This window comes from Ruegeria sp. C2, from assembly GCF_056537765.1.
Genome location: NZ_JBQFRZ010000006.1, coordinates 1 through 21,897, shown reverse-complemented (window position 1 = coordinate 21,897; position 21,897 = coordinate 1). Strand labels below are relative to the sequence as shown.

Below are 21,897 nucleotides of genomic sequence, written 5' to 3'. Positions count from 1 at the left end.
CGCACCTTAACGACCGCGTATATTTGCGACTGTCGTCGAGCCGTCGAAATCGATGCCGTATTGGATGCGTGGCATTCCACGCGCGGCCATATACGCCTCGAGCTTTGCGGGATTTTTGGCGCAATAAAGCATCAAAAAGCCACCACCTCCTGCCCCGATGATCTTGCCCCCCAAGACATTGTAGTCGGCGCGCACTTCGTCGTAGAGCTGGTCCCAGCCATCAGAGGAAATCTTTGAAGACATCCGCCGTTTGTTCATCCAATGCTCGTGCAGCGACAAGCCGAATTCGTCGAATTCCTGCGATTTGATCTGATCCAGAATTCGATAGCCAAGATCCTTGATCGCATCGAGACTGTTCTGAACCTGATTTGATCCACCACCCCCGCTCGCCTTGGGGGCAACTTTTTTCATTGCTTCGTCTTGATCTTTCAGCACCGCTTCGGCACCGCGTCGTGTGCCGGTATAGTAGATATGCGTATTGCCCGTCAGGTCGGCGAGCGCGGATTCACCGAGATCAACTTCTGTAACCTTGACGGTGCCGTCTTTTGCGATGTCGAGTTGTGTTAGACCACCAAAGGCAGCCATATACTGGTCCTGCTTCCCAATACCCTTGTTGAGAACATTGAGTTCGATATCGCAGGCCTCTTCCGCAACCTCCTGGATCGATACAAAGTCGCGTTTTTGAGCGCGCAGCGCTGTCAGGAGCCCGACAAGATAGCAACTGGACGATCCCACACCGGTGCCTGCCGGTATGTCGGCGAGCGACGAAATCTCAATCCGCTCATCGAAGCCATGGCGCAAGAGGGCTTCGCGCGCCAGTTCATGTTTCAAATCTCGTGCGTTATCGACCTCTTCGGCCTGCGTGTAGTTTATTCTGACCTTGGTATCTACAACTTGCCGGTTCACACAGACATACATGTACTTGTTCAGGCACATGGCAAAGATGAAGCCGCCATCCTTCTCATAATATGATGGCAGATCTGTACCGCCGCCGCCCAAAGTGACTCGAAACGGTGTACGCGTGATTATCATGACAAAATGACCTTTCCAGATTGAACAAGATCTTCGGCAGTGGAAAAAGACTCGGGCGTATCAATGCCCAGGCAATAGCCGGAAACTGGCGCTGCATAGACAGATTGATTTTCTGCCAACAGCGCTGGAAATACATCTTTCCCGAAATCAAAAAAGCTTGCAGACGGAATTGTTTCGAGAACGCACGGTTCCAACACGTAGATACCTGCGTTGACGAGCGAAGAAATTTCGTCGCCGGCGCCTTCGACGAATTCTACAATTCGGCCTGCATCATCCACCGCGACTCTACCCCCGGCAATACCGGTATGAGGGTGGACGTTGCGGTCAAAGACCGCAACTGTAGCGATCGCACCAGTTGCTTCGTGTTTTTCCAGCAGCGCCTTCAGGTCGGTATTAAGCAGGTTGTCGCCGTAGACCACCAGAAAGCGACCGCCGAATTTATCGCCAATCTGCTTTGCGGCGCCCGCTGTACCCCGTATTTCAGGCTCATGCGAATATGAGACCGAGAGGCCGAATTGCTGTCCATCACCGACAAAGGCAGTTATGTCTTCGGGGCGATGGTGAAGATTGATGAATACCTCTTTCACGCCTTCACGTGCGAGCCAGCGCAAGTTACGTGCCAAAATCGCGTCGCCGCCAATTTGCAACAACGGCTTTGGACGCCCACCCGAGATCGGTTCGATCCGCGTGCTCTTACCGGCGGCCAGGACAAGGGCTTTGGGCATCAGGGTCACAGACGGATCAACCCTTCTTTGGCCAGATAGTCGATCATGGTCTTGAGACCGGCATCCAGCCCTATCTGCGGCCTCCAACCAAGCCCGCGCGCGCGGGAGATATCGGCAAGCGTCTCTTCAGCCTCACCCGGCAGATCAGGCTTGTGTTCGGGCGGATAATCCTTGCCCATCAAAGCGGCAACGTGATCGTATATATCGCGCACGGAATAGTTTTCGCCGGCGCCCAGATTGTAGACTTGGCCATTGGTTCGCTGATCTGTAATGCACAACTCGTGAAAGCGGTTTACGTCGTCCACATGGATGAAATCCCGGCGCTTTCCACCCGTTCCAAATATTGTTGGTGCCTTCCCCTCGGCCAATCGCATAATAAAGGCACTCATAACCGGTGGGATCGACCGTCTATAGTCCTGCTTCGGGCCATAAACGCAAAAATAGCGGAGCGCGGTCGTCGCAACGCCATGATATTCCGAATAGGCGTCAGCGAACGCCATCGAAGCCGCCTTCGAAATGGCATAGAAACTTCTGGGATGCAGTTCTTCCTCGGGCGTCGGAAGTACCTGCGATCCTTCATACAAGGCTGAGCTTTCAGCGTAGATTACCTTCGCCGCTTTCTTCAGCCGTGCCGCTTCAAAAACATTGACCGAGCCGGCCACGTTGATTGATGCCGTCTCCACCGGGTCGTCCTGGCAGTCCGCAATACAATTTTTGGCAGCAAGGTGGAAAATCACATCGCCTGCTTGTATCACGTCAATCAATTGCGGATCACGTATATCGATCTCGTGAAACGTACAATCGTCCGGTATCTGGCTCTTCAGGCCATAGGCAAGATTATCGATGCCGACGACATGATATCCTTTGCTCAGCAGGTAATCCGCCAGATTGCTGCCGACAAAGCCGGCAACACCTGTAATAACAATACGTGGTTTGTTCACAATGTGTATCCGGCCGCAGTCGCGTCGTCATAGAACATCTGCACAGTCTCAAGCGAGTATTCAGCCAGATCCTTGCCAAAAGTTCCGGTCGCCTTAATCAAATCCGGAGTGATGGTGATGATATGACACCCAGTCTCCTGCGCCTGGATAATGTTCAGCGCTTCCCGTGGACTTGCCCAAAGAACCTCGGCGGCAGGATAGCGAGCAGCCATAGCGACAGCAGCTTTCATTACCGGCATCGGGTCAATGCCCGCGTTGGCAATACGCCCGGCAAAAATCGAGATCACGCTGGGGGTCTCGGGGCTCAACGACTGCAGCACGTCATTGACTTGCTCAAGGGTAAAAATTGCGGTGACGTTCAGCTTCACCCCATCAGCGCTGAGGCTTTTGAGAATTGGGCCGGTGAATTCACCCTTTGTGTTTGTCACCGGAATCTTGACATAGACATTGTCGCCCCAACTGTCGATCAGGCGCGCCTGACGCTCCATCTCAGGCAGATCATCTGAAAACACTTCGAACGAAATGGGCGCGTCGGTGATCTTGTTTAATACGTCTTTGGCGAAAGAGGCGTAGTCCGTAATCCCGGCCTTCTTCATAAGTGTCGGGTTGGTCGTAAATCCCGAAACCTTCCCGCTTGCCTTGGCTTCAAGCATATCATTGATATCTGCACCATCGGCATAGAGTTTAATCGTCAATTCCATAGTAAAATCCCAAATGGTTAACCGTTACACATCAATTCACTGACCGGGAAACCAACTCTTATTACAACTGAATAACAAAAAGTCGTCACCCGAGAGGCTCTAGACAGGTTAAAGACCTAGCTTATCACTTCTTGTAAAGATAGCTCTTTATAGAGAATTTTAGCAGGTCATTGACTAACCGGAGGGGCAAATGTCACGGAGTGTAGTGGTTTTTGGGGGTGCACGTGGCATCGGTGCGACGGTAGCCAAAACCTTCGCAGAAATTGGGGATAATGTTGTAATTTCTGCCCGAAATCCAGAAGAGGTCGCAACCACCGCCAGAGCAATCGGAGCCAAAGGGCAGGTGTGTGATATTACTGATACGGCGGCTGTCCGGGCGGTGCTGGCCACTGCGGGACAACCTGACATTGTAATCAACACAGCGGCAATTCAGGGCGGTCGTGGCGCAATTGGCCCCATTTGGGAAACAGACCCGGAAGCGGTTGCAGCGACGATCAGAATCAATCTGATCGGTGCCGTCAATGTCATTCGCGAATCGCTGCGGGTCATGCGGCCAGTCGACAACGGAGTCCTGATACAGTTTTCAGGCGGCGGCTCTACCGCGCCCCGTGCGGGTTTTGCGGCATACGGTGTCAGTAAGACCGGGGTACTCCGTTTGGTCGAGACCGCCCAAATGGAGCTGGAGGCGGAGGGGTCGAAAATTCGCTTATTTGCCCTTGCGCCGGGCGCAGTTGCAACGGCAATGACCCGTGAAGTACTGGAAAATGAAGATCGGGTTCCCGAAGAGGCCAAAGAGGCAGGCGATATCGCGGGCGGTCGCGCCGGAGTGTCCCCTGATCTTGCCGCCGAGCTTTGCCAGTTTCTGGCCAGCGACCAGGCAACGCCACTATGCGGTCGGTTGATCCACGTGCTCGAGAAGTATCGAGACTATGTTGGATTCGATCTTGGGCCCAATGACGGAAGACTGAGGCGTGTGGATTATACCTCTGCTTGATTCTTAATTCGTCGATCGCTAGCCTCGCCTGCGTGCAACGCTATTTCTTCGGGTAATTTTATGTCTTCAAGACGATTTGGTGTGTTTTCTAATGTGTTAGCGATCAAGCGCGCCAACGGAAAATTTGTTCTCGCGGGTCGTCAGATCAGCGGCATGGTGGCACATGGGAGGCACTGGAATGGCCCGCTGACCTGCGTCTGTGAGCCCGCACCGGAAGCTCGATTGCAAGAAGATGTCGACCGATTGCTGGGCGGTGATAATCTTGAAGTAGATCAAGCCGATCTGCCCTTTGATCTGGTTGTTGCGGATTTTGAAAGCGACGAAGCGCGTCAAGCGCTTTCAAGCATGACCGCTGCAGTTGCGGGTATCGGTTACCGCGCCACTCATCTTTCACGCTGGGGGCAAGAATTGGGCGTGCCCGTTGTTTATGGCAGCGAGTATTCCCTACGCACCAGATTGCAGATTGTTCATGCGGAAACCAGCAACCCAATTAAAAGATTGCGGCGCACGATCTGGGAACGAAACCTTGAGAGACGGCAGCAAGCCGCCATACGCATCGCCGCCGGAGTACAATGCAACGGAACTCCAACTTATGACGCCTATAGGCGGATTAATGACCATGCCATGCTGTTTTTTGATGGTCGTTTGGGCGATGAAATGCTGGTTGGCGAAGACAAGCAAGACGCACGTCATGCTCGTCTGACATCAGAAGAGCCACTTAGGCTTGCCTGGTCAGGGCGGATCAATAGAATGAAAGGTGCCCACCATATTCCCAAAATTGCACAAGAAATTCGAAAAACGGGTGTCCCGTTTACATTTGATGTATTTGGCGACGGTGTCCTGCTCGACGATCTAAGGGCGGAAACTGCTGCCATGGGTCTTGACGACATTCTTACGTTCCACGGATTTGTGGATTACTATAAAGAGCTTACTCCATTCATGCAGCGCGAAGTCGATATCTGGGTCTGCCCGCACGTGCAGGGAGACCCGGCAGGCGCCTACATGGAAGCTTTAGGCAACGGCACCCCGATATTGGGTTTTGACAACGAGGCACTGAATGGGCTGCTGGCGAGAGTGGACGCTGGTTGCATCGTCCCCATTGGGGATGCCACAGCGCTTGCGCAAGAAGTGGCGCTTGCCCATAGAAACCGAGACCGCATCAAGTCTTGGTCGGACACGGGAAGAAGTTACGCTGCTGAACACACCTTCGAAAAGAGCTTTGCCCGGCGAATGGAACACATTGATAGCTTGCTTATCCAAAACTCAGCGCGCCCGGCAGCAGCGCGCTAACAGTCTTTTTGGGTGGGGTTCTTTTCTTTTTGAGGAACCCAGAGAGTTTGCAAAATAAGGACGGTCAACCGAAACACTTGTTTGGATGAAACCAGTTAGCATCGAATAGTGTTCTTCTGCCGAGGGCAGATATCATTGCTGCTACATTCACATTCGAACCTAATGAGCAATTGACCGTCAAACTTCATGCATTCAATCGGTTCACACCGGGCAATTAACCTACGGCTTATCGACCTGCACCATCAGTTTTTCGCCTAATTTAGCGAAATCCGGAGTGGTCACTGTATCTTGGCGTAGCATCCGATTCAAACCGCGAATGTCGCTGTGAGGTGCCGTATGTATGTGTATTTGGATAACCCGTTATCAGCTAGGCGGGTGTGGTAAATTGCAAGCTGTTCAAAAGTAGAGCATGAGTGGCTGATCGCACCATTTTACCCCTTGGAAATCCCGCACATCTGTCCTAAGTAAAGCCACGGAATAAAGCGTGCGATTCGTCGTGCGCTTTATTTTGTTTCGTCCAAGACGGTGGGTGGTGCCATACGGCCCCTTAATTCCCTGCCTGAGACGGGTAAGACCAAAGAATTCTGAGGGTCACGATCCTCGGGCGCATTTTGGCCAATCCCGTAACAACGGACCTGAACGCCGGAGGCTTGCCTTCGGCAAATATGAGCCGGGGTGAGTGATCGCCCCAAACTTGGAGAGAACTGTGGATAGAGCCCAGAAAGAGAAAGTGGTCGAGGAACTCGGCCAAATCTTCGAAAGCTCTGGCGTCGTAGTGGTATCGCACTACGCCGGTCTGACAGTTGCCGAGATGCAGGACCTTCGCGCACGTGCTCGTGACGCGGGTGGTGCCGTGCGTGTTGCCAAGAACAGGCTCGCCAAAATCGCCCTTGAGGGTAAGCCGTGTGAAAGCATGGCCGACCTGCTGACAGGGATGACCGTTCTGACCTATTCCGAGGACCCTGTGGCAGCAGCCAAGGTGGCCGAGGACTTCGCCAAGGATAACAAGAATTTTGAGATCCTCGGCGGTGCTATGGGCGAGAACGCTCTGGACCGCAAAGGCGTCGAAACAGTTTCGAAAATGCCGTCTCGTGAAGAGCTTATTGCTTCGATCGTGGGCTGCATTGGCGCACCTGCTTCGAACATCGCCGGCGCGATTGGCGCACCTGCAAGCAACATCGCAAGCATCCTTTCCACCATCGAAGAGAAGGCGGAAGCTGCGTAAGCGGTTGGCACTGAATGATCTGCGTAGGGGAAATCCCCTGACGTTGGAACACACACTGTAAACGGAAAGAGCTGATAAAATGGCTGATCTGAAAGCACTCGCAGAAAGCATCGTGGGTCTGACCCTGCTGGAAGCACAAGAACTGAAAACCATCCTCAAAGACGAATACGGCATCGAGCCCGCAGCTGGCGGCGCCGTAATGGTTGCAGCTGGTGGCGACGCCGGTGGCGCAGCTGAGGAAGAAAAAACCGAATTCGACGTCGTTCTGAAGAACGCCGGCGCATCGAAAATCAACGTCATCAAAGAAGTTCGCGGCATCACCGGCCTGGGCCTGAAAGAAGCCAAGGAACTGGTCGAAGCCGGCGGCAAGATCAAAGAAGGCGTGGACAAAGCAGAAGCAGAAGACATCAAAGGCAAGCTGGAAGCAGCTGGCGCCGAAGTCGAGCTGGCCTAAGCTTAGTCTCTGGTGCATCGCTGATGCATCGCAAAATTTGGCTGGGTCCGGAGAAATCCGGGTCCAGCCGAACCTGTCTTAGAAAGGGCCTCAATATCCGGGGCGTTTTCTAAGACACGGTTTTCGGATCGGGAGGCTGCCTTCGGGACGGTGGCCATGAATTGATCCGGACGTGTTGTCTCGATTGTGCAAGATGCCGGGGCCCGACGGTGTCTTTGCCCGCTGAGAACATCGAAAGGTGACATCTGACATGGCTCAAACGTTCCTTGGCCAGAAACGTCTTCGTAAATATTACGGCAAAATCCGCGAAGTGCTGGAGATGCCGAACCTCATTGAGGTCCAGAAATCTTCTTATGATCTTTTCCTGCGCTCCGGCGATGCAGAACAGCCCACAGACGGCGAAGGCATCAAAGGCGTGTTCCAGTCGGTTTTCCCGATCAAGGATTTCAACGAAACCTCCGTTCTGGAGTTCGTGAAATACGATCTGGAAAAACCCAAATACGACGTCGAAGAGTGCATGCAGCGCGATATGACCTACAGCGCGCCGCTGAAGGTCACTCTGCGTCTAATCGTGTTTGATGTCGATGAGGACACCGGCGCGAAATCGGTCAAAGACATCAAAGAACAGGACGTGTTCATGGGCGATATGCCCCTGATGACACCGAACGGAACGTTCATCGTGAACGGCACCGAGCGTGTGATCGTGTCCCAGATGCACCGCTCGCCCGGTGTGTTCTTTGACCACGACAAGGGCAAAACCCATTCCTCGGGCAAGCTGCTGTTTGCCTGCCGCATCATCCCGTATCGCGGCAGCTGGCTGGACTTTGAGTTCGACGCCAAGGACATCGTGTTCGCCCGTATCGACCGTCGCCGCAAACTGCCTGTGACCACCCTGCTCTATGCGCTGGGTCTGGATCAGGAAGCGATCATGGACGCGTATTACAACACCGTGTCCTACAAATTGGACAAGAAGAAGGGTTGGGTCACACCGTTCTTCCCCGAGCGTGTGCGCGGCACCCGTCCGACCTATGATCTGATCGACGCGAAATCCGGTGAAGTGATTGCCGAAGCTGGCAAGAAAGTCACCCCGCGCGCGGTCAAGAAGCTGATCGACGAAGGCAACGTCACCGACCTGCTGGTTCCGTTCGATAACATCGTCGGCAAGTACGTCGCCAAGGACATCATCAACGAAGAAAACGGCGCGATCTATGTCGAAGCCGGTGATGAGCTGACGCTGGAATACGACAAGGACGGCGACCTGATCGGTGGCACCGTTAAGGACCTGATGGATGCGGGCATCACCGACATTCCGGTTCTGGACATCGACAACGTCAACGTCGGCCCCTACATGCGCAACACCATGGCTCAGGACAAGAACCTGAACCGTGAAAGCGCGCTCATGGACATCTACCGCGTCATGCGTCCGGGTGAGCCGCCCACCGTCGAGGCTGCGTCGGCCCTGTTCGACACCCTGTTCTTCGACAGCGAGCGTTACGACCTGTCCGCCGTTGGTCGCGTGAAGATGAACATGCGCCTGGCTCTGGACGCGCCGGATACCCTGCGCACCTTGCGCCGCGAAGACATCGTGGCCTGCATCAAGGCGCTGGTTGAACTGCGCGACGGCAAAGGCGACGTGGACGATATCGACCACCTCGGCAACCGTCGTGTGCGTTCGGTTGGCGAGCTGATGGAAAACCAGTACCGTGTTGGCCTGCTGCGCATGGAGCGCGCGATCAAAGAGCGTATGTCGTCGGTCGAGATCGACACCGTCATGCCTCAGGATCTGATCAACGCGAAACCTGCCGCCGCCGCCGTCCGCGAGTTCTTTGGCTCGTCGCAACTGTCGCAGTTCATGGACCAGACCAACCCGCTGTCGGAAGTTACCCACAAACGCCGCCTCTCGGCGCTTGGCCCCGGTGGTCTGACACGCGAACGTGCGGGCTTCGAAGTTCGCGACGTGCACCCGACCCACTATGGCCGGATGTGCCCGATTGAAACGCCGGAAGGTCCGAACATCGGTCTGATCAACTCGCTGGCCACCTTTGCCCGCGTGAACAAGTATGGCTTCATCGAAACACCGTACCGCGTCGTCAAAGACGCCGAGGTGACCGATGAGGTTCACTACATGTCCGCGACCGAGGAAATGCGTCACACCGTGGCGCAGGCGAACGCGACTCTGGATGCGGATGGCAAGTTCATCAACGATCTGGTTTCGACCCGTCAGGCTGGTGACTACACGCTTGCCCCGCGCGAGAATGTGGACCTAATCGACGTGTCGCCGAAGCAGCTGGTTTCAGTCGCTGCATCGCTGATCCCGTTCCTTGAAAATGACGACGCCAACCGCGCTCTGATGGGCTCGAACATGCAACGTCAGGCGGTTCCGCTGCTGCGGGCCGAGGCACCGCTGGTCGGTACCGGGATCGAGGAAAAGGTTGCGATCGACTCGGGTGCTGCGATTCAGGCGAAACGCGCCGGTATCATCGACCAGGTCGATGCCCAGCGTATCGTTATCCGCGCCACCGAGGATCTGGAACTGGGCGACGCTGGCGTTGACATCTACCGTCTGCGCAAGTTCCAGCGTTCGAACCAGAACACCTGCATCAACCAGCGTCCTCTGATCAAGGTGGGTGACACCGTCCAGAAGGGCGAGGTTATTGCCGATGGTCCGTCGACCGATATGGGTGAACTGGCCCTTGGTAAGAACGTGGTCGTCGCGTTCATGCCGTGGAACGGTTACAACTACGAAGACTCGATCCTGATTTCGGAACGTATCGCGCGTGATGACGTCTTTACTTCGGTTCACATTGAGGAATTCGAAGTCGCCGCCCGTGATACCAAGCTGGGCCCGGAAGAGATCACCCGCGACATTCCGAACGTCGGTGAAGAAGCGCTGCGCAACCTCGACGAGGCGGGCATCGTCTACATCGGCGCGGATGTTGAGCCGGGTGATATTCTGGTCGGCAAGATCACTCCGAAGGGCGAAAGCCCGATGACCCCGGAAGAAAAGCTGCTGCGCGCTATCTTTGGCGAAAAAGCATCTGACGTGCGCGATACTTCGCTGCGCGTGAAGCCGGGCGATTACGGTACGGTCGTGGAAGTCCGTGTCTTCAACCGTCACGGCGTCGAGAAAGACGAACGTGCGCTGCAGATCGAGCGTGAGGAAGTCGAACGTCTGGCCCGTGACCGGGACGACGAGCTGGCGATCCTTGACCGCAACATCTATGCGCGTCTGCAAGGCCTGATCTTTGGTAAAACCGCTGTCAAAGGCCCGAAAGGCGTCAAGCCGGGCTCGGTTATCACCGAGGAGTTGCTGGAAACCCTGACCCGTGGTCAGTGGTGGCAGCTGGCGCTGGAAGGCGAGCAGGACGCACAGATCGTTGAGGCTCTGAACGAGCAATACGAAGTGCAAAAGCGTGCTCTGGACGCCCGTTTCGAGGACAAGGTCGAGAAAGTCCGCCGTGGCGACGACCTGCCGCCGGGTGTGATGAAGATGGTCAAAGTCTTCATCGCCGTGAAGCGTAAGCTGCAGCCGGGCGACAAGATGGCCGGTCGTCACGGGAACAAGGGTGTGATCTCCAAGGTTGTTCCGATGGAAGACATGCCGTTCCTGGCCGATGGTACGCCGGTTGACTTCTGTCTGAACCCGCTGGGTGTGCCTTCGCGTATGAACGTTGGTCAGATCCTTGAAACCCACATGGGTTGGGCCGCACGCGGTCTGGGTCTGAACATCGACGACGCTCTGGGTGAATACCGCCGTTCCGGCGACCTGACCCCGGTGCGCGAAGCGATGAAGCTGGCTTATGGCGAGAACGTCTACGAAGAAGGCATCACCGGTCTGGACGAGGATGGCCTGATCGAGGCTGCGGGCAATGTGACCCGTGGTGTTCCGATCGCAACCCCGGTCTTCGACGGTGCCAAGGAAGCAGACGTCAACGACGCGCTGGTGCGTGCGGGCTTCTCGGAAAGCGGTCAGTCGGTTCTGTTCGACGGTCGTACGGGTGAGCAATTTGCACGTCCGGTGACCGTGGGCATCAAGTACCTGCTGAAGCTGCATCACCTGGTGGACGACAAAATCCACGCGCGTTCGACCGGGCCGTACAGCCTGGTTACCCAGCAGCCGCTGGGTGGTAAGGCGCAGTTCGGTGGTCAGCGCTTTGGTGAGATGGAGGTCTGGGCTCTGGAAGCTTACGGCGCCGCCTACACCCTGCAGGAAATGCTCACCGTGAAATCGGATGACGTCGCCGGCCGGACCAAGGTCTATGAGTCGATCGTCAAGGGCGAGGATAACTTTGAAGCGGGCGTACCGGAATCGTTCAACGTTCTGGTTAAAGAAGTCCGTGGCCTCGGCCTGAATATGGAACTCCTGGATGCGGAGGTTGAGGAGTAAGGGCGTTGCCCTTTCTCCCGTCCCCCCTTCCGCAAGATTTGAGGTAACAAATGAACCAGGAAATCACCAACAACCCGTTCAACCCGCTGACGCCCCCGAAGGTCTTTGACGAGATCAAGGTCTCGTTGGCGTCGCCCGAGCGGATCCTGTCTTGGTCCTATGGCGAGATCAAGAAACCCGAAACCATCAACTACCGGACGTTCAAGCCCGAGCGTGACGGTCTGTTCTGCGCGCGTATCTTTGGCCCGATCAAAGACTACGAATGTCTGTGTGGCAAATATAAGCGGATGAAGTATCGCGGCGTTGTCTGCGAGAAATGCGGTGTGGAAGTCACCCTGCAGAAAGTCCGCCGCGAGCGTATGGGCCATATCGAGCTGGCCGCGCCAGTCGCACATATCTGGTTCCTGAAATCGCTGCCGTCCCGCATCGGTCTGATGCTGGACATGACGCTGCGTGATCTGGAACGCGTTCTGTACTTTGAAAACTATGTCGTCATCGAGCCCGGTCTGACCGACCTGACCTACGGCCAGATGCTGACCGAAGAAGAGTACATGGATGCGCAGGATGCATACGGCATGGACGCGTTCACCGCCAATATCGGTGCCGAAGCCATCCGTGAGATGCTGGCCCAGATCGATCTGGAAGCCGAAGCCGAGCAGCTGCGCGCTGATCTGGCCGAAGCAACCGGCGAGCTGAAGCCCAAGAAGATCATCAAGCGTCTGAAGGTTGTTGAATCCTTCCTCGAGTCGGGCAACCGGCCTGAGTGGATGGTGATGACCGTGATCCCGGTCATTCCGCCGGAACTGCGTCCGCTGGTTCCCCTGGATGGTGGCCGTTTCGCGACTTCGGATCTGAACGATCTGTATCGCCGCGTCATCAACCGGAACAACCGTCTGAAGCGTTTGATTGAGCTGCGCGCACCTGACATCATCGTCCGCAACGAAAAGCGGATGCTGCAGGAATCCGTGGATGCTCTGTTCGACAACGGCCGTCGTGGCCGCGTGATCACCGGTGCCAACAAGCGTCCGCTGAAATCGCTGTCGGACATGCTGAAGGGTAAGCAGGGTCGCTTCCGTCAGAACCTTCTGGGTAAGCGCGTCGACTTCTCGGGCCGTTCGGTCATTGTAACCGGTCCGGAACTCAAGCTGCACCAGTGTGGTCTGCCCAAGAAGATGGCGCTGGAGCTGTTCAAGCCGTTCATCTATTCGCGCCTTGAAGCCAAGGGTCTGTCTTCGACCGTGAAACAGGCGAAGAAACTGGTCGAGAAAGAACGCCCCGAAGTGTGGGATATCCTCGACGAGGTGATCCGCGAACACCCTGTCATGCTGAACCGTGCGCCCACGCTGCACCGTCTTGGCATTCAGGCGTTCGAGCCGGTTCTGATCGAAGGTAAAGCCATCCAGCTGCACCCGCTGGTCTGCTCGGCCTTTAACGCTGACTTCGACGGGGACCAGATGGCCGTTCACGTCCCGCTGAGCCTTGAGGCGCAGTTGGAAGCCCGTGTTCTGATGATGTCGACGAACAACGTTCTGTCGCCTGCAAACGGCGCACCGATCATCGTTCCGTCGCAGGATATGATCCTGGGTCTCTACTACGTGACCCTGGAACGCGAAGGCATGCCGGGCGAAGGCAAGGTGTTCGGGTCGATCGACGAAGTTCAGCACGCTCTGGATTCCGGCGAAGTGCATTTGCACTCGAAAATCACCGCGCGGATCACGCAGATCGACGACGAAGGCAACGAAGTTCAGAAGCGCTATGAGACCACTCCGGGCCGTCTACGCCTGGGTGCTCTGCTGCCGATGAACAACAAAGCGCCGTTCGATCTGGTCAACCGCCTGCTGCGGAAGAAAGAAGTGCAGCAGGTGATCGACACCGTCTACCGTTACTGCGGTCAGAAAGAGTCGGTCATCTTCTGTGACCAGATCATGTCGATGGGCTTCAAAGAAGCCTTCAAGGCGGGCATCTCGTTCGGCAAGGACGACATGGTCATTCCGGACGACAAGTGGGGCATCGTTGATGATACCCGCGGTCAGGTGAAGGACTTTGAACAACAGTACATGGACGGCCTGATCACTCAGGGCGAAAAGTACAACAAAGTTGTCGATGCCTGGTCGAAGTGTAACGACCGCGTCACCGAGGCCATGATGTCGACGATCTCGTCGTCGGATCGGGCTGAGGACGGCTCCGAGCAGGAACCGAACTCGGTCTACATGATGGCCCACTCCGGTGCGCGTGGCTCGGTCACTCAGATGAAACAGCTGGGCGGTATGCGCGGCCTGATGGCCAAGCCGAACGGTGACATCATCGAGACGCCGATCATCTCGAACTTTAAAGAAGGTCTGACCGTTCTCGAGTACTTCAACTCGACCCACGGTGCCCGTAAGGGTCTGTCGGATACCGCTCTGAAGACGGCGAACTCGGGTTACCTGACCCGTCGTCTGGTGGACGTGGCACAAGACTGCATCGTTCGTGAGATTGACTGTGGCACCGAGCGTGCGATCACTGCCGAAGCTGCAGTGAACGACGGTGAGGTTGTTGCCTCGCTGGCTGAACGTGTGCTGGGTCGTGTGGCAGCTGACGATGTTCTGCGTCCGGGCACCGATGAGGTAATCGTGGCCGCAGGTCAGTTGATCGACGAACGCATGGCGGACACCATCGACGAAGCCGGCGTTGCCTCGATGCGCATCCGCTCGCCTCTGACCTGTGAGTCCGAGGAAGGCGTCTGCGCCACCTGCTACGGTCGTGACCTTGCACGCGGCACCATGGTGAACACAGGTGAGGCTGTCGGCATCATCGCCGCCCAGTCCATCGGTGAACCCGGTACGCAGCTGACGATGCGGACCTTCCACATCGGTGGTGTTGCGCAAGGTGGTCAGCAGTCGTTCCAGGAAGCCAGCCAGGAAGGCGTCGTTTCCTTCGAGAACCCGCAGATTCTGGTCAATGCCGCAGGCGAAAGCCTCGTTATGGGCCGGAACATGAAGCTGGTGATCAGCGACGAACACGGCGAAGAGCGTGCCAGCCACAAGCTGGGCTACGGCTCCAAGCTGTTCGTCAAGGACGGCACCAAGGTGGCCCGTGGCGACAAGCTGTTCGAATGGGACCCGTACACCCTGCCGATCATCGCCGAGAAAGCCGGTACCGCGAAATATGTCGACCTTGTTTCGGGCCTCGCTGTCCGTGACGAGACCGACGATGCAACCGGCATGACCCAGAAGATCGTGATCGACTGGCGCGCCGCCCCCAAAGGCAGCGACCTCAAGCCCGAGATCATTCTGGTCGGCGAAGATGGCGAGCCGGTCCGCAACGATGCGGGCAACCCGGTTCACTATCCGATGTCGGTGGATGCGATCCTGTCGGTTGAAGATGGCCAGACCATCGAAGCCGGTGACGTCGTTGCGCGTATCCCGCGTGAAGGTGCCAAGACCAAGGACATCACCGGTGGTCTGCCGCGTGTGGCCGAACTGTTCGAAGCCCGCCGTCCGAAAGATCACGCGATCATCGCAGAAGCCGATGGTTACGTGCGCTTTGGCCGCGACTACAAGAACAAGCGCCGCATCAGCATCGAACCGGCTGACGAGTCCATGGAGACCATCGAGTACATGGTGCCCAAGGGCAAGCACATCCCGGTCGCCGAAGGGGACTTCATCCAGAAGGGTGAATACCTGATGGACGGTAACCCGGCTCCGCATGACATCCTGTCCATCATGGGTGTCGAAGCGCTGGCGGATTACATGATCGACGAGGTGCAGGACGTCTATCGTCTGCAGGGCGTGAAGATCAACGACAAGCACATCGAGGTCATCGTGCGCCAGATGCTGCAGAAGTGGGAGATCCTGGATTCAGGCGACACCACCCTGTTGAAAGGCGAGCATGTCGACAAGCAGGAGTTCGACGCAGCCAACGAGAAAACCATCTCGCGCGGTGGTCGCCCGGCTCAGGGCGAGCCGATCCTTCTGGGGATCACCAAAGCCTCGCTGCAGACGCGTTCGTTCATCTCGGCGGCCTCGTTCCAGGAAACCACGCGCGTTCTGACCGAAGCCTCGGTTCAGGGCAAGAAGGACAAGCTGGTTGGCCTGAAAGAGAACGTCATCGTTGGTCGTCTGATCCCCGCCGGTACCGGTGGAGCGACTCAGGCCGTCCGCCACATCGCGCAGTCGCGTGACAACGTGGTGATCGAAGCCCGCCGGGAAGAGGCCGAAGCGGCCGCTGCTCTGGCTGCGCCGATGATCGACGACGATATGGTCGGTGACGAGTTGGATGTACTGGTGGAAACACCGGAAAGCCGCGAGTAAGTGCACTGAAAAGCTAAAAAAGGCCCTGCAGCAATGTGGGGCCTTTTTCTTTGGTTGATCCGCCTCGTGCGCGGCCAGACCGCCACTGATTTCAATCTTCGGCGTACCGTATCAAGCGCTCTTGCAGCGTGCCGCTGTGCAGTTCAAACATATGGTTGTCGTGGTCATAGAAATAGATCGACTGACCTTCCCCCGGAACCCGCGCCCGGCCTTCCCGCAGTTCGAGGCCAAGCGATCGGATGCGCTGCAGCCTGTCCTCGTACTCATCCGCACCCATTTTAAAGGCGACGTGGTTATAGGTTTTCTGGGTTAACGGGTCGCCTTCCATTGCCGCGACCCAGACACCACCGATGTCGAAGAAGCGCTCTTTCGAGAGCGAGAAAGTCTTGTCGCCGCTGTCATAGACCTTACGCGCATCCAGAACTGTCGTCAGGATTTCTTCCATCTTGTCGAGGTCGGCTGTGATGAATGTTATGTGGCTCAGACCTTCGATCACGGTGCACCTTTTTGCTATCGTTGGGTTTCAGCATAACAGGGCGCAGGTCAAAGTCAGCGGGTTCTGTGAGCGCGGTCAATGATGAGTTGACATTGCAGCAGGCGGCCCGGCCAATGGTCGCAATAATTTAGGACCGGACCAAACCAGGATGACCCCAAATGTCAAAGGCGCGCTGTTGATGATGGGCAGCATGGCCGCCTTCACCGTGAATGACACGCTGGTCAAAGTCGCATTGCAGGATTTGCCGTTGTTTCAGATGATTGCGATCCGGGGCGCGGTGGCGACTGCTCTGGTCTATCTGCTCGCGCGCCATCTGGGGGCGTTAAATCTGGATTTTCCGCGCCACGATAAATGGCTGGTCGCGCTGCGGTGCGTCAGCGAGTTAAGCGCCACGTTTTTCTTTCTGACAGCGCTGAAGCATATGCCGCTGGCGAACGTAACGGCAGTGCTTCAGGCCTTGCCTTTGACGGTGACGCTTGGGGCGGCGCTGATCTTTGGTGAGCGGATCGGCTGGCGGCGCATCGTGGCAATCGCACTTGGGTTTTCCGGTATGCTGCTGATCGTCCGACCCGGCCCCGATGGGTTCAGCCTCTATGCATTCTATGCTCTGGTTGCAGTGGTATCGGTGACCGCGCGGGACCTGATCACCCGGCGCATGTCGGCCGAGGTCCCCTCGATGGTGGTTACGCTGGCCACCTCGCTGACGATCACGGTGACCGCAGCGGTGGTTTCGGTCTTTGAAGGCTGGGTGCCGATACCTCTGGCAGCAGGCACCCTGACCGTTTCTGCGGCGGTGTTCGTGCTCGGGGGCTACCTGTTCAGCGTGATGGTCATGCGCGTGGGCGAGGTCGGCTTTGTCGCGCCGTTCCGCTATTCCAGCCTGATCTGGGCTTTGGTGCTGGGCTGGCTGGTTTTTGGCGACTGGCCCGATCCAGTGACGATGCTGGGGGCCACACTTGTGGTTGGCGCAGGGTTGTTCACCCTGTTCCGTGAAAGATCCACTCAAGCTGCCGAGTGAACCTGCCGGACCAGGTTTTGGTCGATCGCAAACCGCGCGATGAACTCACCTTCAAGCTCAGATGTCAGTTCCGAGAGCTCATCCTTGTTGTTGCACGCGCGTTTGGAATCGTTGAAGCCGTTCAGCGTGCGCACCCACATCGGCGCATCCGAATAGCTGAGTACCGGCATGAAACGTCCGACGCGGTGGTGAGTGAAATTCATGATCGAATGGCTACAGCCACCCGCGATATACATGCCCAGCCCGACCCCCAACAGAGGTTTATAGACCTCCGAGGCCCGCACACCACCCGGGCCAAATCGGGCGAGGAACCCGAGGCTATAGTCAATTCCGACCATTTGGTTGCTCGCCATCAGCCCGGCCCCTTCCTGCGCCGCGATGCGTAGGCGTTCAACGAAATCAACGGACACCGCGTCATCGTCGTCATGTCGGAACTGGATGCAGGGTTGCTCGGGGTTGGCGCGGGCCGCGTTCAGGATCTCTTTCATGATCTGCCGGGGGCCGATCTGCGTGTCGGCAGATTTCTGAATGATCCGAACCTGCCGCAACCCGGCAGTCAGGTCGTGCAGCCGGTCAAAGGCCGGTTTAGGCAGGCAATCCCCGATTACGATCAGGAATTCGAAATCCTCATCGGTCTGTTCGCGAAAACAGGGCAGGGTGGTGGCCTCGAATAGGCGAAAACGCTCTTCCAGACGGGCAGGGTCATAAAGATAGCGGCGGCGTTCTTCGACGGTTTCATGTTCGATCTGAAACCCGCCGAGGGCGGGGTAGGAAAAGCGGCACAAGCCGATGATTTGCATGATTCACCCGTCAGGAATGGCTTGGTCAAACTATGCCTTTGCGCTTTCCGGCCTGCAACCGGGCCAAAGGGCTGGAATGGCGCAAGATACGCTGATAAATCAGCGCAATCCGGCGTCAGGGGCGTCCAGACCCGCGCGCTGTTGACACTTGGCTCGACTCCCCCTATTACGCGCGTCATCTCGGTACCGGGGGCCGCCCCATAACCGATTTCAGTAATGAACTGGTCAAGGCCCGGACACTTTTATCGTTCGCGCCCTCTGATAACAAACCGCGACGTTCACCTCGGAATGGGAACGCTCGCGGGTTTTGCGCTTGTGGACGCATGAGTGCAGCGAATTTAACCGCACGCAACGCGCGTGCATGTCATGTGTGTTGCAAAACGGGGAAGAAACCGGAATGCCAACTATTCAACAGCTGATCCGCAAGCCGCGGCAGCCGAAAGTAAAACGCTCGAAGTCCATGCACCTGGAGCAGTGCCCGCAGAAACGCGGCGTCTGCACCCGCGTGTACACCACCACACCGAAGAAGCCGAACTCGGCTATGCGTAAGGTTGCCAAGGTGCGCCTGACCAACGGGTTCGAGGTGATCTCGTACATCCCCGGTGAAAGCCACAACCTGCAGGAACACTCGGTTGTTCTGATCCGTGGCGGCCGTGTGAAAGACCTTCCCGGTGTGCGTTACCACATCCTGCGCGGTGTTCTGGATACTCAGGGCGTCAAAGACCGTAAGCAACGCCGTTCGAAATACGGCGCGAAGCGTCCCAAGTAAGAAGGAGAGGCTGATATGTCACGTCGTCACGCCGCCGAAAAACGCGAAGTCCTGCCTGACGCCAAATTTGGCGACAAGGTACTGACCAAATTCATGAACAACCTGATGATCGACGGCAAGAAGTCGGTCGCAGAGCGCATCGTTTACAACGCGTTTGACCGCGTTGAGACCAAGATCAAGCGCGCGCCTGTCGAAGTGTTCCACGAAGCGCTCGACAACATCAAACCGTCGGTCGAGGTTCGCTCGCGCCGGGTTGGTGGTGCAACCTACCAGGTTCCGGTCGAAGTGCGCCCCGAGCGTCGCGAAGCACTGGCCATCCGCTGGCTGATCACTGCTGCGCGCGGCCGCAATGAAAACACCATGGAAGAGCGCCTTGCAGGCGAGCTGCTGGACGCCGTTCAGTCCCGCGGTACCGCCGTCAAGAAACGCGAAGACACCCACAAGATGGCCGAGGCGAACAAAGCCTTCAGCCATTATCGTTGGTAATCCGAGAGGCTTAGACCAATGGCACGCGAATATCCGCTGGAACTGTACCGTAACTTCGGTATCATGGCGCACATCGACGCAGGTAAGACCACCTGCTCCGAGCGTATTCTGTATTACACTGGTAAATCCCACAACATCGGTGAGGTGCACGATGGTGCAGCCACCATGGACTGGATGGAGCAGGAGCAGGAACGCGGCATCACCATCACTTCGGCTGCGACCACCACTTTCTGGGAGCGCACCGAGGACGGCCAGACTGCCGAAACCCCAAAGCACCGCCTGAACATCATCGACACCCCCGGCCACGTTGACTTCACCATCGAAGTTGAACGCTCGCTGGCGGTTCTCGACGGTGCCGTCTGCGTTCTGGACGCAAACGCCGGTGTTGAACCCCAGACCGAAACCGTGTGGCGTCAGGCTGACCGCTACAAGGTTCCGCGTATGGTTTTCGTCAACAAGATGGACAAGATCGGCGCAGACTTCTTCAACTGCGTTCGCATGATCGAAGACCGTACCGGCGCACGCGCTGTTCCGGTTGGTATCCCGATCGGCGCCGAGTCCGAGCTGGAAGGTCTGATCGACCTGGTCACCATGGAAGAGTGGCTGTGGCAGGGCGAAGATCTGGGCGCAAGCTGGATCAAAGCTCCGATCCGCGACAGCCTGAAAGACATGGCTGACGAATGGCGCGGCAAGATGATCGAAGCGGCTGTCGAAATGGACGACGACGCGATGATGGAATACCTGGAAGGCAATGAGCCCGACGTTCCGACCCTGCGCGCCCTGCTGCGCAAAGGGACCCTGGACATCGCGTTTGTTCCGGTTCTGGGTGGTTCGGCGTTCAAGAACAAAGGCGTTCAGCCGCTGCTCAACGCTGTGATCGACTATCTGCCCAGCCCGCTGGACGTTGTTGATTACATGGGCTTCAAACCCGGCGACGAGGAAGAAGTTCGTGACATCGCGCGTCGTGCTGACGACAACATGGCCTTCTCGGGTCTGGCGTTCAAAATCATGAACGACCCCTTCGTTGGCTCGCTGACATTCACCCGCATCTACTCGGGCGTCATGAACAAGGGCGACTCGATCCTGAACTCGACCAAAGGAAAGAAAGAGCGCATCGGTCGTATGATGATGATGCACTCGAACAACCGGGAAGAGATCGAAGAAGCGTTTGCAGGCGACATCATCGCGCTGGCGGGTCTGAAAGACACCACCACCGGTGACACCCTGTGTGACGCGAAGGATCCGGTGGTTCTTGAAACCATGACCTTCCCCGATCCGGTGATCGAGATCGCGGTTGAGCCCAAAACCAAGGGCGACCAAGAGAAGATGTCTCAGGGTCTGGCCCGTCTGGCCGCCGAAGACCCGTCCTTCCGCGTGGAAACCGACCTGGAATCCGGTCAGACCATCATGAAAGGCATGGGCGAACTTCACCTGGACATCCTGGTTGACCGTCTGAAGCGCGAGTTCAAGGTTGAAGCGAACATTGGTGCACCGCAGGTGGCCTATCGTGAAACCATCTCGATGCCGGTTGAGCACACCTACACCCACAAGAAACAGTCGGGTGGTTCGGGTCAGTTCGGCGAAGTTAAGTTGGAAATCCAGCCCACAGAGCCGGGCGAAGGTTACTCGTTCGAAAGCCGCATCGTTGGTGGTGCCGTTCCGAAGGAATACATCCCGGGTGTCGAAAAAGGCATCAACTCGGTTATGGACAGCGGCCCGCTGGCTGGCTTCCCTGTGATCGACTTCAAGGTTGCCCTGCTGGACGGTAAGTTCCACGACGTTGACTCGAGCGTTCTGGCGTTCGAAATCGCGGCCCGTATGTGTATGCGTGAAGGCATGCGCAAAGCTGGCGCGAAACTGCTGGAACCGATCATGAAGGTCGAAGTGATCACCCCGGAAGAATATACCGGCGGTATCATCGGCGACCTGACCTCGCGTCGTGGCCAGGTCTCTGGTCAGGAACCGCGCGGCAACGCAATCGCGATCGACGCGTTTGTTCCGCTGGCGAACATGTTCGGCTACATCAACACCCTGCGTTCGATGTCGTCGGGCCGTGCCCAGTTCACCATGCAGTTCGATCACTACGATCCGGTTCCGCAGAACATCTCGGACGAGATCCAGGCGAAATACGCATAAGCGAAGATTTGAGGGAGCTCCGGCTAGGGGCTCCCTTCATTACCGAAAAAGGAGGCCATCATGGCAAAGGAAAAGTTTGAGCGTACAAAACCGCACGTCAACATCGGCACGATTGGCCACGTTGACCACGGCAAGACGACGCTGACCGCAG

Annotated in this window: 17 protein-coding genes; 11 read left to right on the top strand and 6 right to left on the bottom strand. The window is 56.8% G+C overall.

Going from position 1 to position 21,897, the window contains the following annotated elements; translation table 11 throughout:
- Positions 1–6 precede the first annotated feature (6 nt).
- The 4 genes from ACR0IV_RS16360 to ACR0IV_RS16345 are packed head-to-tail and all read right to left on the bottom strand — an operon-like array spanning position 7 to position 3,399.
- Positions 7–1,032 carry a GHMP family kinase ATP-binding protein gene (locus ACR0IV_RS16360; protein ID WP_480471814.1) on the bottom strand — a complete coding sequence of 342 codons (1,026 nt, stop codon included), beginning with the start codon at positions 1,030–1,032 and terminating at the stop codon, positions 7–9.
- Complete coding sequence (locus ACR0IV_RS16355) at positions 1,029–1,757, bottom strand: nucleotidyltransferase family protein (RefSeq protein WP_480659727.1); 729 nt, start codon at positions 1,755–1,757, stop codon at positions 1,029–1,031. Before ACR0IV_RS16355 ends, ACR0IV_RS16360 begins: the two co-directional genes overlap by 4 nt.
- A 5-nt stretch (positions 1,758–1,762) precedes the next feature.
- A complete protein-coding gene (locus tag ACR0IV_RS16350) occupies positions 1,763–2,698 on the bottom strand; it encodes an NAD-dependent epimerase/dehydratase family protein (RefSeq protein WP_480659726.1) in 936 nt (311 codons plus the stop codon).
- Positions 2,695–3,399 carry a transaldolase gene (locus ACR0IV_RS16345; RefSeq protein ID WP_480471817.1) on the bottom strand — a complete coding sequence of 235 codons (705 nt, stop codon included), beginning with the start codon at positions 3,397–3,399 and terminating at the stop codon, positions 2,695–2,697. The genes ACR0IV_RS16350 and ACR0IV_RS16345 overlap by 4 nt, the downstream gene beginning before the upstream one ends.
- 190 nt (positions 3,400–3,589) lie before the next feature.
- On the opposite strand from ACR0IV_RS16345, the gene ACR0IV_RS16340 reads away from it, so the two are divergent.
- From ACR0IV_RS16340 to rpoC, 6 genes are all read left to right on the top strand, one after another.
- A complete protein-coding gene (locus ACR0IV_RS16340; protein WP_480659725.1) occupies positions 3,590–4,393 on the top strand; it encodes an SDR family NAD(P)-dependent oxidoreductase in 804 nt (267 codons plus the stop codon).
- A gap of 60 nt (positions 4,394–4,453) precedes the next feature.
- Entirely contained in the window at positions 4,454–5,683 is a 1,230-nt protein-coding gene (locus tag ACR0IV_RS16335) for a glycosyltransferase (RefSeq protein WP_480659724.1), read from the top strand.
- A gap of 706 nt (positions 5,684–6,389) precedes the next feature.
- Positions 6,390–6,908, top strand: a complete 519-nt coding sequence (gene rplJ, locus ACR0IV_RS16330) for a 50S ribosomal protein L10 (protein WP_010441181.1) — start codon at positions 6,390–6,392, stop codon at positions 6,906–6,908.
- A gap of 79 nt (positions 6,909–6,987) precedes the next feature.
- Positions 6,988–7,362 (top strand): 50S ribosomal protein L7/L12, encoded by a 375-nt coding sequence (rplL, locus tag ACR0IV_RS16325; RefSeq protein WP_155142436.1) that lies wholly within the window; start codon positions 6,988–6,990, stop codon positions 7,360–7,362.
- A gap of 250 nt (positions 7,363–7,612) precedes the next feature.
- On the top strand, positions 7,613–11,749 hold the full coding sequence (gene rpoB, locus ACR0IV_RS16320) for a DNA-directed RNA polymerase subunit beta (protein WP_480659723.1): 4,137 nt from the start codon (positions 7,613–7,615) through the stop codon (positions 11,747–11,749).
- 50 nt (positions 11,750–11,799) lie between these two features.
- Positions 11,800–16,041, top strand: a complete 4,242-nt coding sequence (rpoC, locus tag ACR0IV_RS16315) for a DNA-directed RNA polymerase subunit beta' (protein WP_480659722.1) — start codon at positions 11,800–11,802, stop codon at positions 16,039–16,041.
- A 91-nt stretch (positions 16,042–16,132) separates the two neighbouring features.
- Here the strand turns inward: rpoC and fosX are convergent, their stop codons facing one another.
- Positions 16,133–16,537 (bottom strand): FosX/FosE/FosI family fosfomycin resistance hydrolase, encoded by a 405-nt coding sequence (gene fosX, locus ACR0IV_RS16310; RefSeq protein ID WP_480471822.1) that lies wholly within the window; start codon positions 16,535–16,537, stop codon positions 16,133–16,135.
- A 148-nt stretch (positions 16,538–16,685) separates the two neighbouring features.
- Between fosX and ACR0IV_RS16305 the strand changes: the two genes are divergently transcribed.
- Positions 16,686–17,555: a DMT family transporter gene (locus ACR0IV_RS16305; RefSeq protein ID WP_480471823.1), complete on the top strand. Its 870-nt coding sequence runs from the start codon at positions 16,686–16,688 to the stop codon at positions 17,553–17,555.
- Here ACR0IV_RS16305 and ACR0IV_RS16300 read toward each other — a convergent pair.
- A complete protein-coding gene (locus tag ACR0IV_RS16300) occupies positions 17,540–18,355 on the bottom strand; it encodes a putative rhamnosyl transferase (RefSeq protein ID WP_480659721.1) in 816 nt (271 codons plus the stop codon). The two genes, ACR0IV_RS16305 and ACR0IV_RS16300, sit on opposite strands and share 16 nt — an antisense overlap.
- A gap of 397 nt (positions 18,356–18,752) precedes the next feature.
- Between ACR0IV_RS16300 and rpsL the strand changes: the two genes are divergently transcribed.
- From rpsL to ACR0IV_RS16280, 4 genes are all read left to right on the top strand, one after another.
- Positions 18,753–19,124, top strand: a complete 372-nt coding sequence (rpsL, locus tag ACR0IV_RS16295; protein ID WP_005621086.1) for a 30S ribosomal protein S12 — start codon at positions 18,753–18,755, stop codon at positions 19,122–19,124.
- 15 nt (positions 19,125–19,139) lie between these two features.
- Positions 19,140–19,610 (top strand): 30S ribosomal protein S7, encoded by a 471-nt coding sequence (rpsG, locus tag ACR0IV_RS16290; RefSeq protein ID WP_170446863.1) that lies wholly within the window; start codon positions 19,140–19,142, stop codon positions 19,608–19,610.
- 18 nt (positions 19,611–19,628) lie between these two features.
- Positions 19,629–21,746 carry an elongation factor G gene (fusA, locus tag ACR0IV_RS16285; RefSeq protein WP_480659720.1) on the top strand — a complete coding sequence of 706 codons (2,118 nt, stop codon included), beginning with the start codon at positions 19,629–19,631 and terminating at the stop codon, positions 21,744–21,746.
- A gap of 60 nt (positions 21,747–21,806) precedes the next feature.
- Positions 21,807–21,897: GTP-binding protein (locus ACR0IV_RS16280; RefSeq protein WP_215675807.1), on the top strand; the 91-nt coding region annotated here is incomplete at its 3' end.

Bases quoted from the DNA above. Each gene is read 5' to 3' on its own strand.
- ACR0IV_RS16360 (WP_480471814.1), bottom strand. From the start codon at position 1,032: ATGATAATCACGCGTACACCGTTTCGAGTCACTTTGGGCGGCGGCGGT.
- ACR0IV_RS16355 (WP_480659727.1), bottom strand. From the start codon at position 1,757: ATGCCCAAAGCCCTTGTCCTGGCCGCCGGTAAGAGCACGCGGATCGAA.
- ACR0IV_RS16345 (WP_480471817.1), bottom strand. From the start codon at position 3,399: ATGGAATTGACGATTAAACTCTATGCCGATGGTGCAGATATCAATGAT.
- ACR0IV_RS16340 (WP_480659725.1), top strand. From the start codon at position 3,590: ATGTCACGGAGTGTAGTGGTTTTTGGGGGTGCACGTGGCATCGGTGCG.
- ACR0IV_RS16335 (WP_480659724.1), top strand. From the start codon at position 4,454: ATGTCTTCAAGACGATTTGGTGTGTTTTCTAATGTGTTAGCGATCAAG.
- rplL (WP_155142436.1), top strand. From the start codon at position 6,988: ATGGCTGATCTGAAAGCACTCGCAGAAAGCATCGTGGGTCTGACCCTG.
- rpoB (WP_480659723.1), top strand. From the start codon at position 7,613: ATGGCTCAAACGTTCCTTGGCCAGAAACGTCTTCGTAAATATTACGGC.
- rpoC (WP_480659722.1), top strand. From the start codon at position 11,800: ATGAACCAGGAAATCACCAACAACCCGTTCAACCCGCTGACGCCCCCG.
- ACR0IV_RS16305 (WP_480471823.1), top strand. From the start codon at position 16,686: ATGACCCCAAATGTCAAAGGCGCGCTGTTGATGATGGGCAGCATGGCC.
- ACR0IV_RS16300 (WP_480659721.1), bottom strand. From the start codon at position 18,355: ATGCAAATCATCGGCTTGTGCCGCTTTTCCTACCCCGCCCTCGGCGGG.
- rpsL (WP_005621086.1), top strand. From the start codon at position 18,753: ATGCCAACTATTCAACAGCTGATCCGCAAGCCGCGGCAGCCGAAAGTA.
- rpsG (WP_170446863.1), top strand. From the start codon at position 19,140: ATGTCACGTCGTCACGCCGCCGAAAAACGCGAAGTCCTGCCTGACGCC.
- fusA (WP_480659720.1), top strand. From the start codon at position 19,629: ATGGCACGCGAATATCCGCTGGAACTGTACCGTAACTTCGGTATCATG.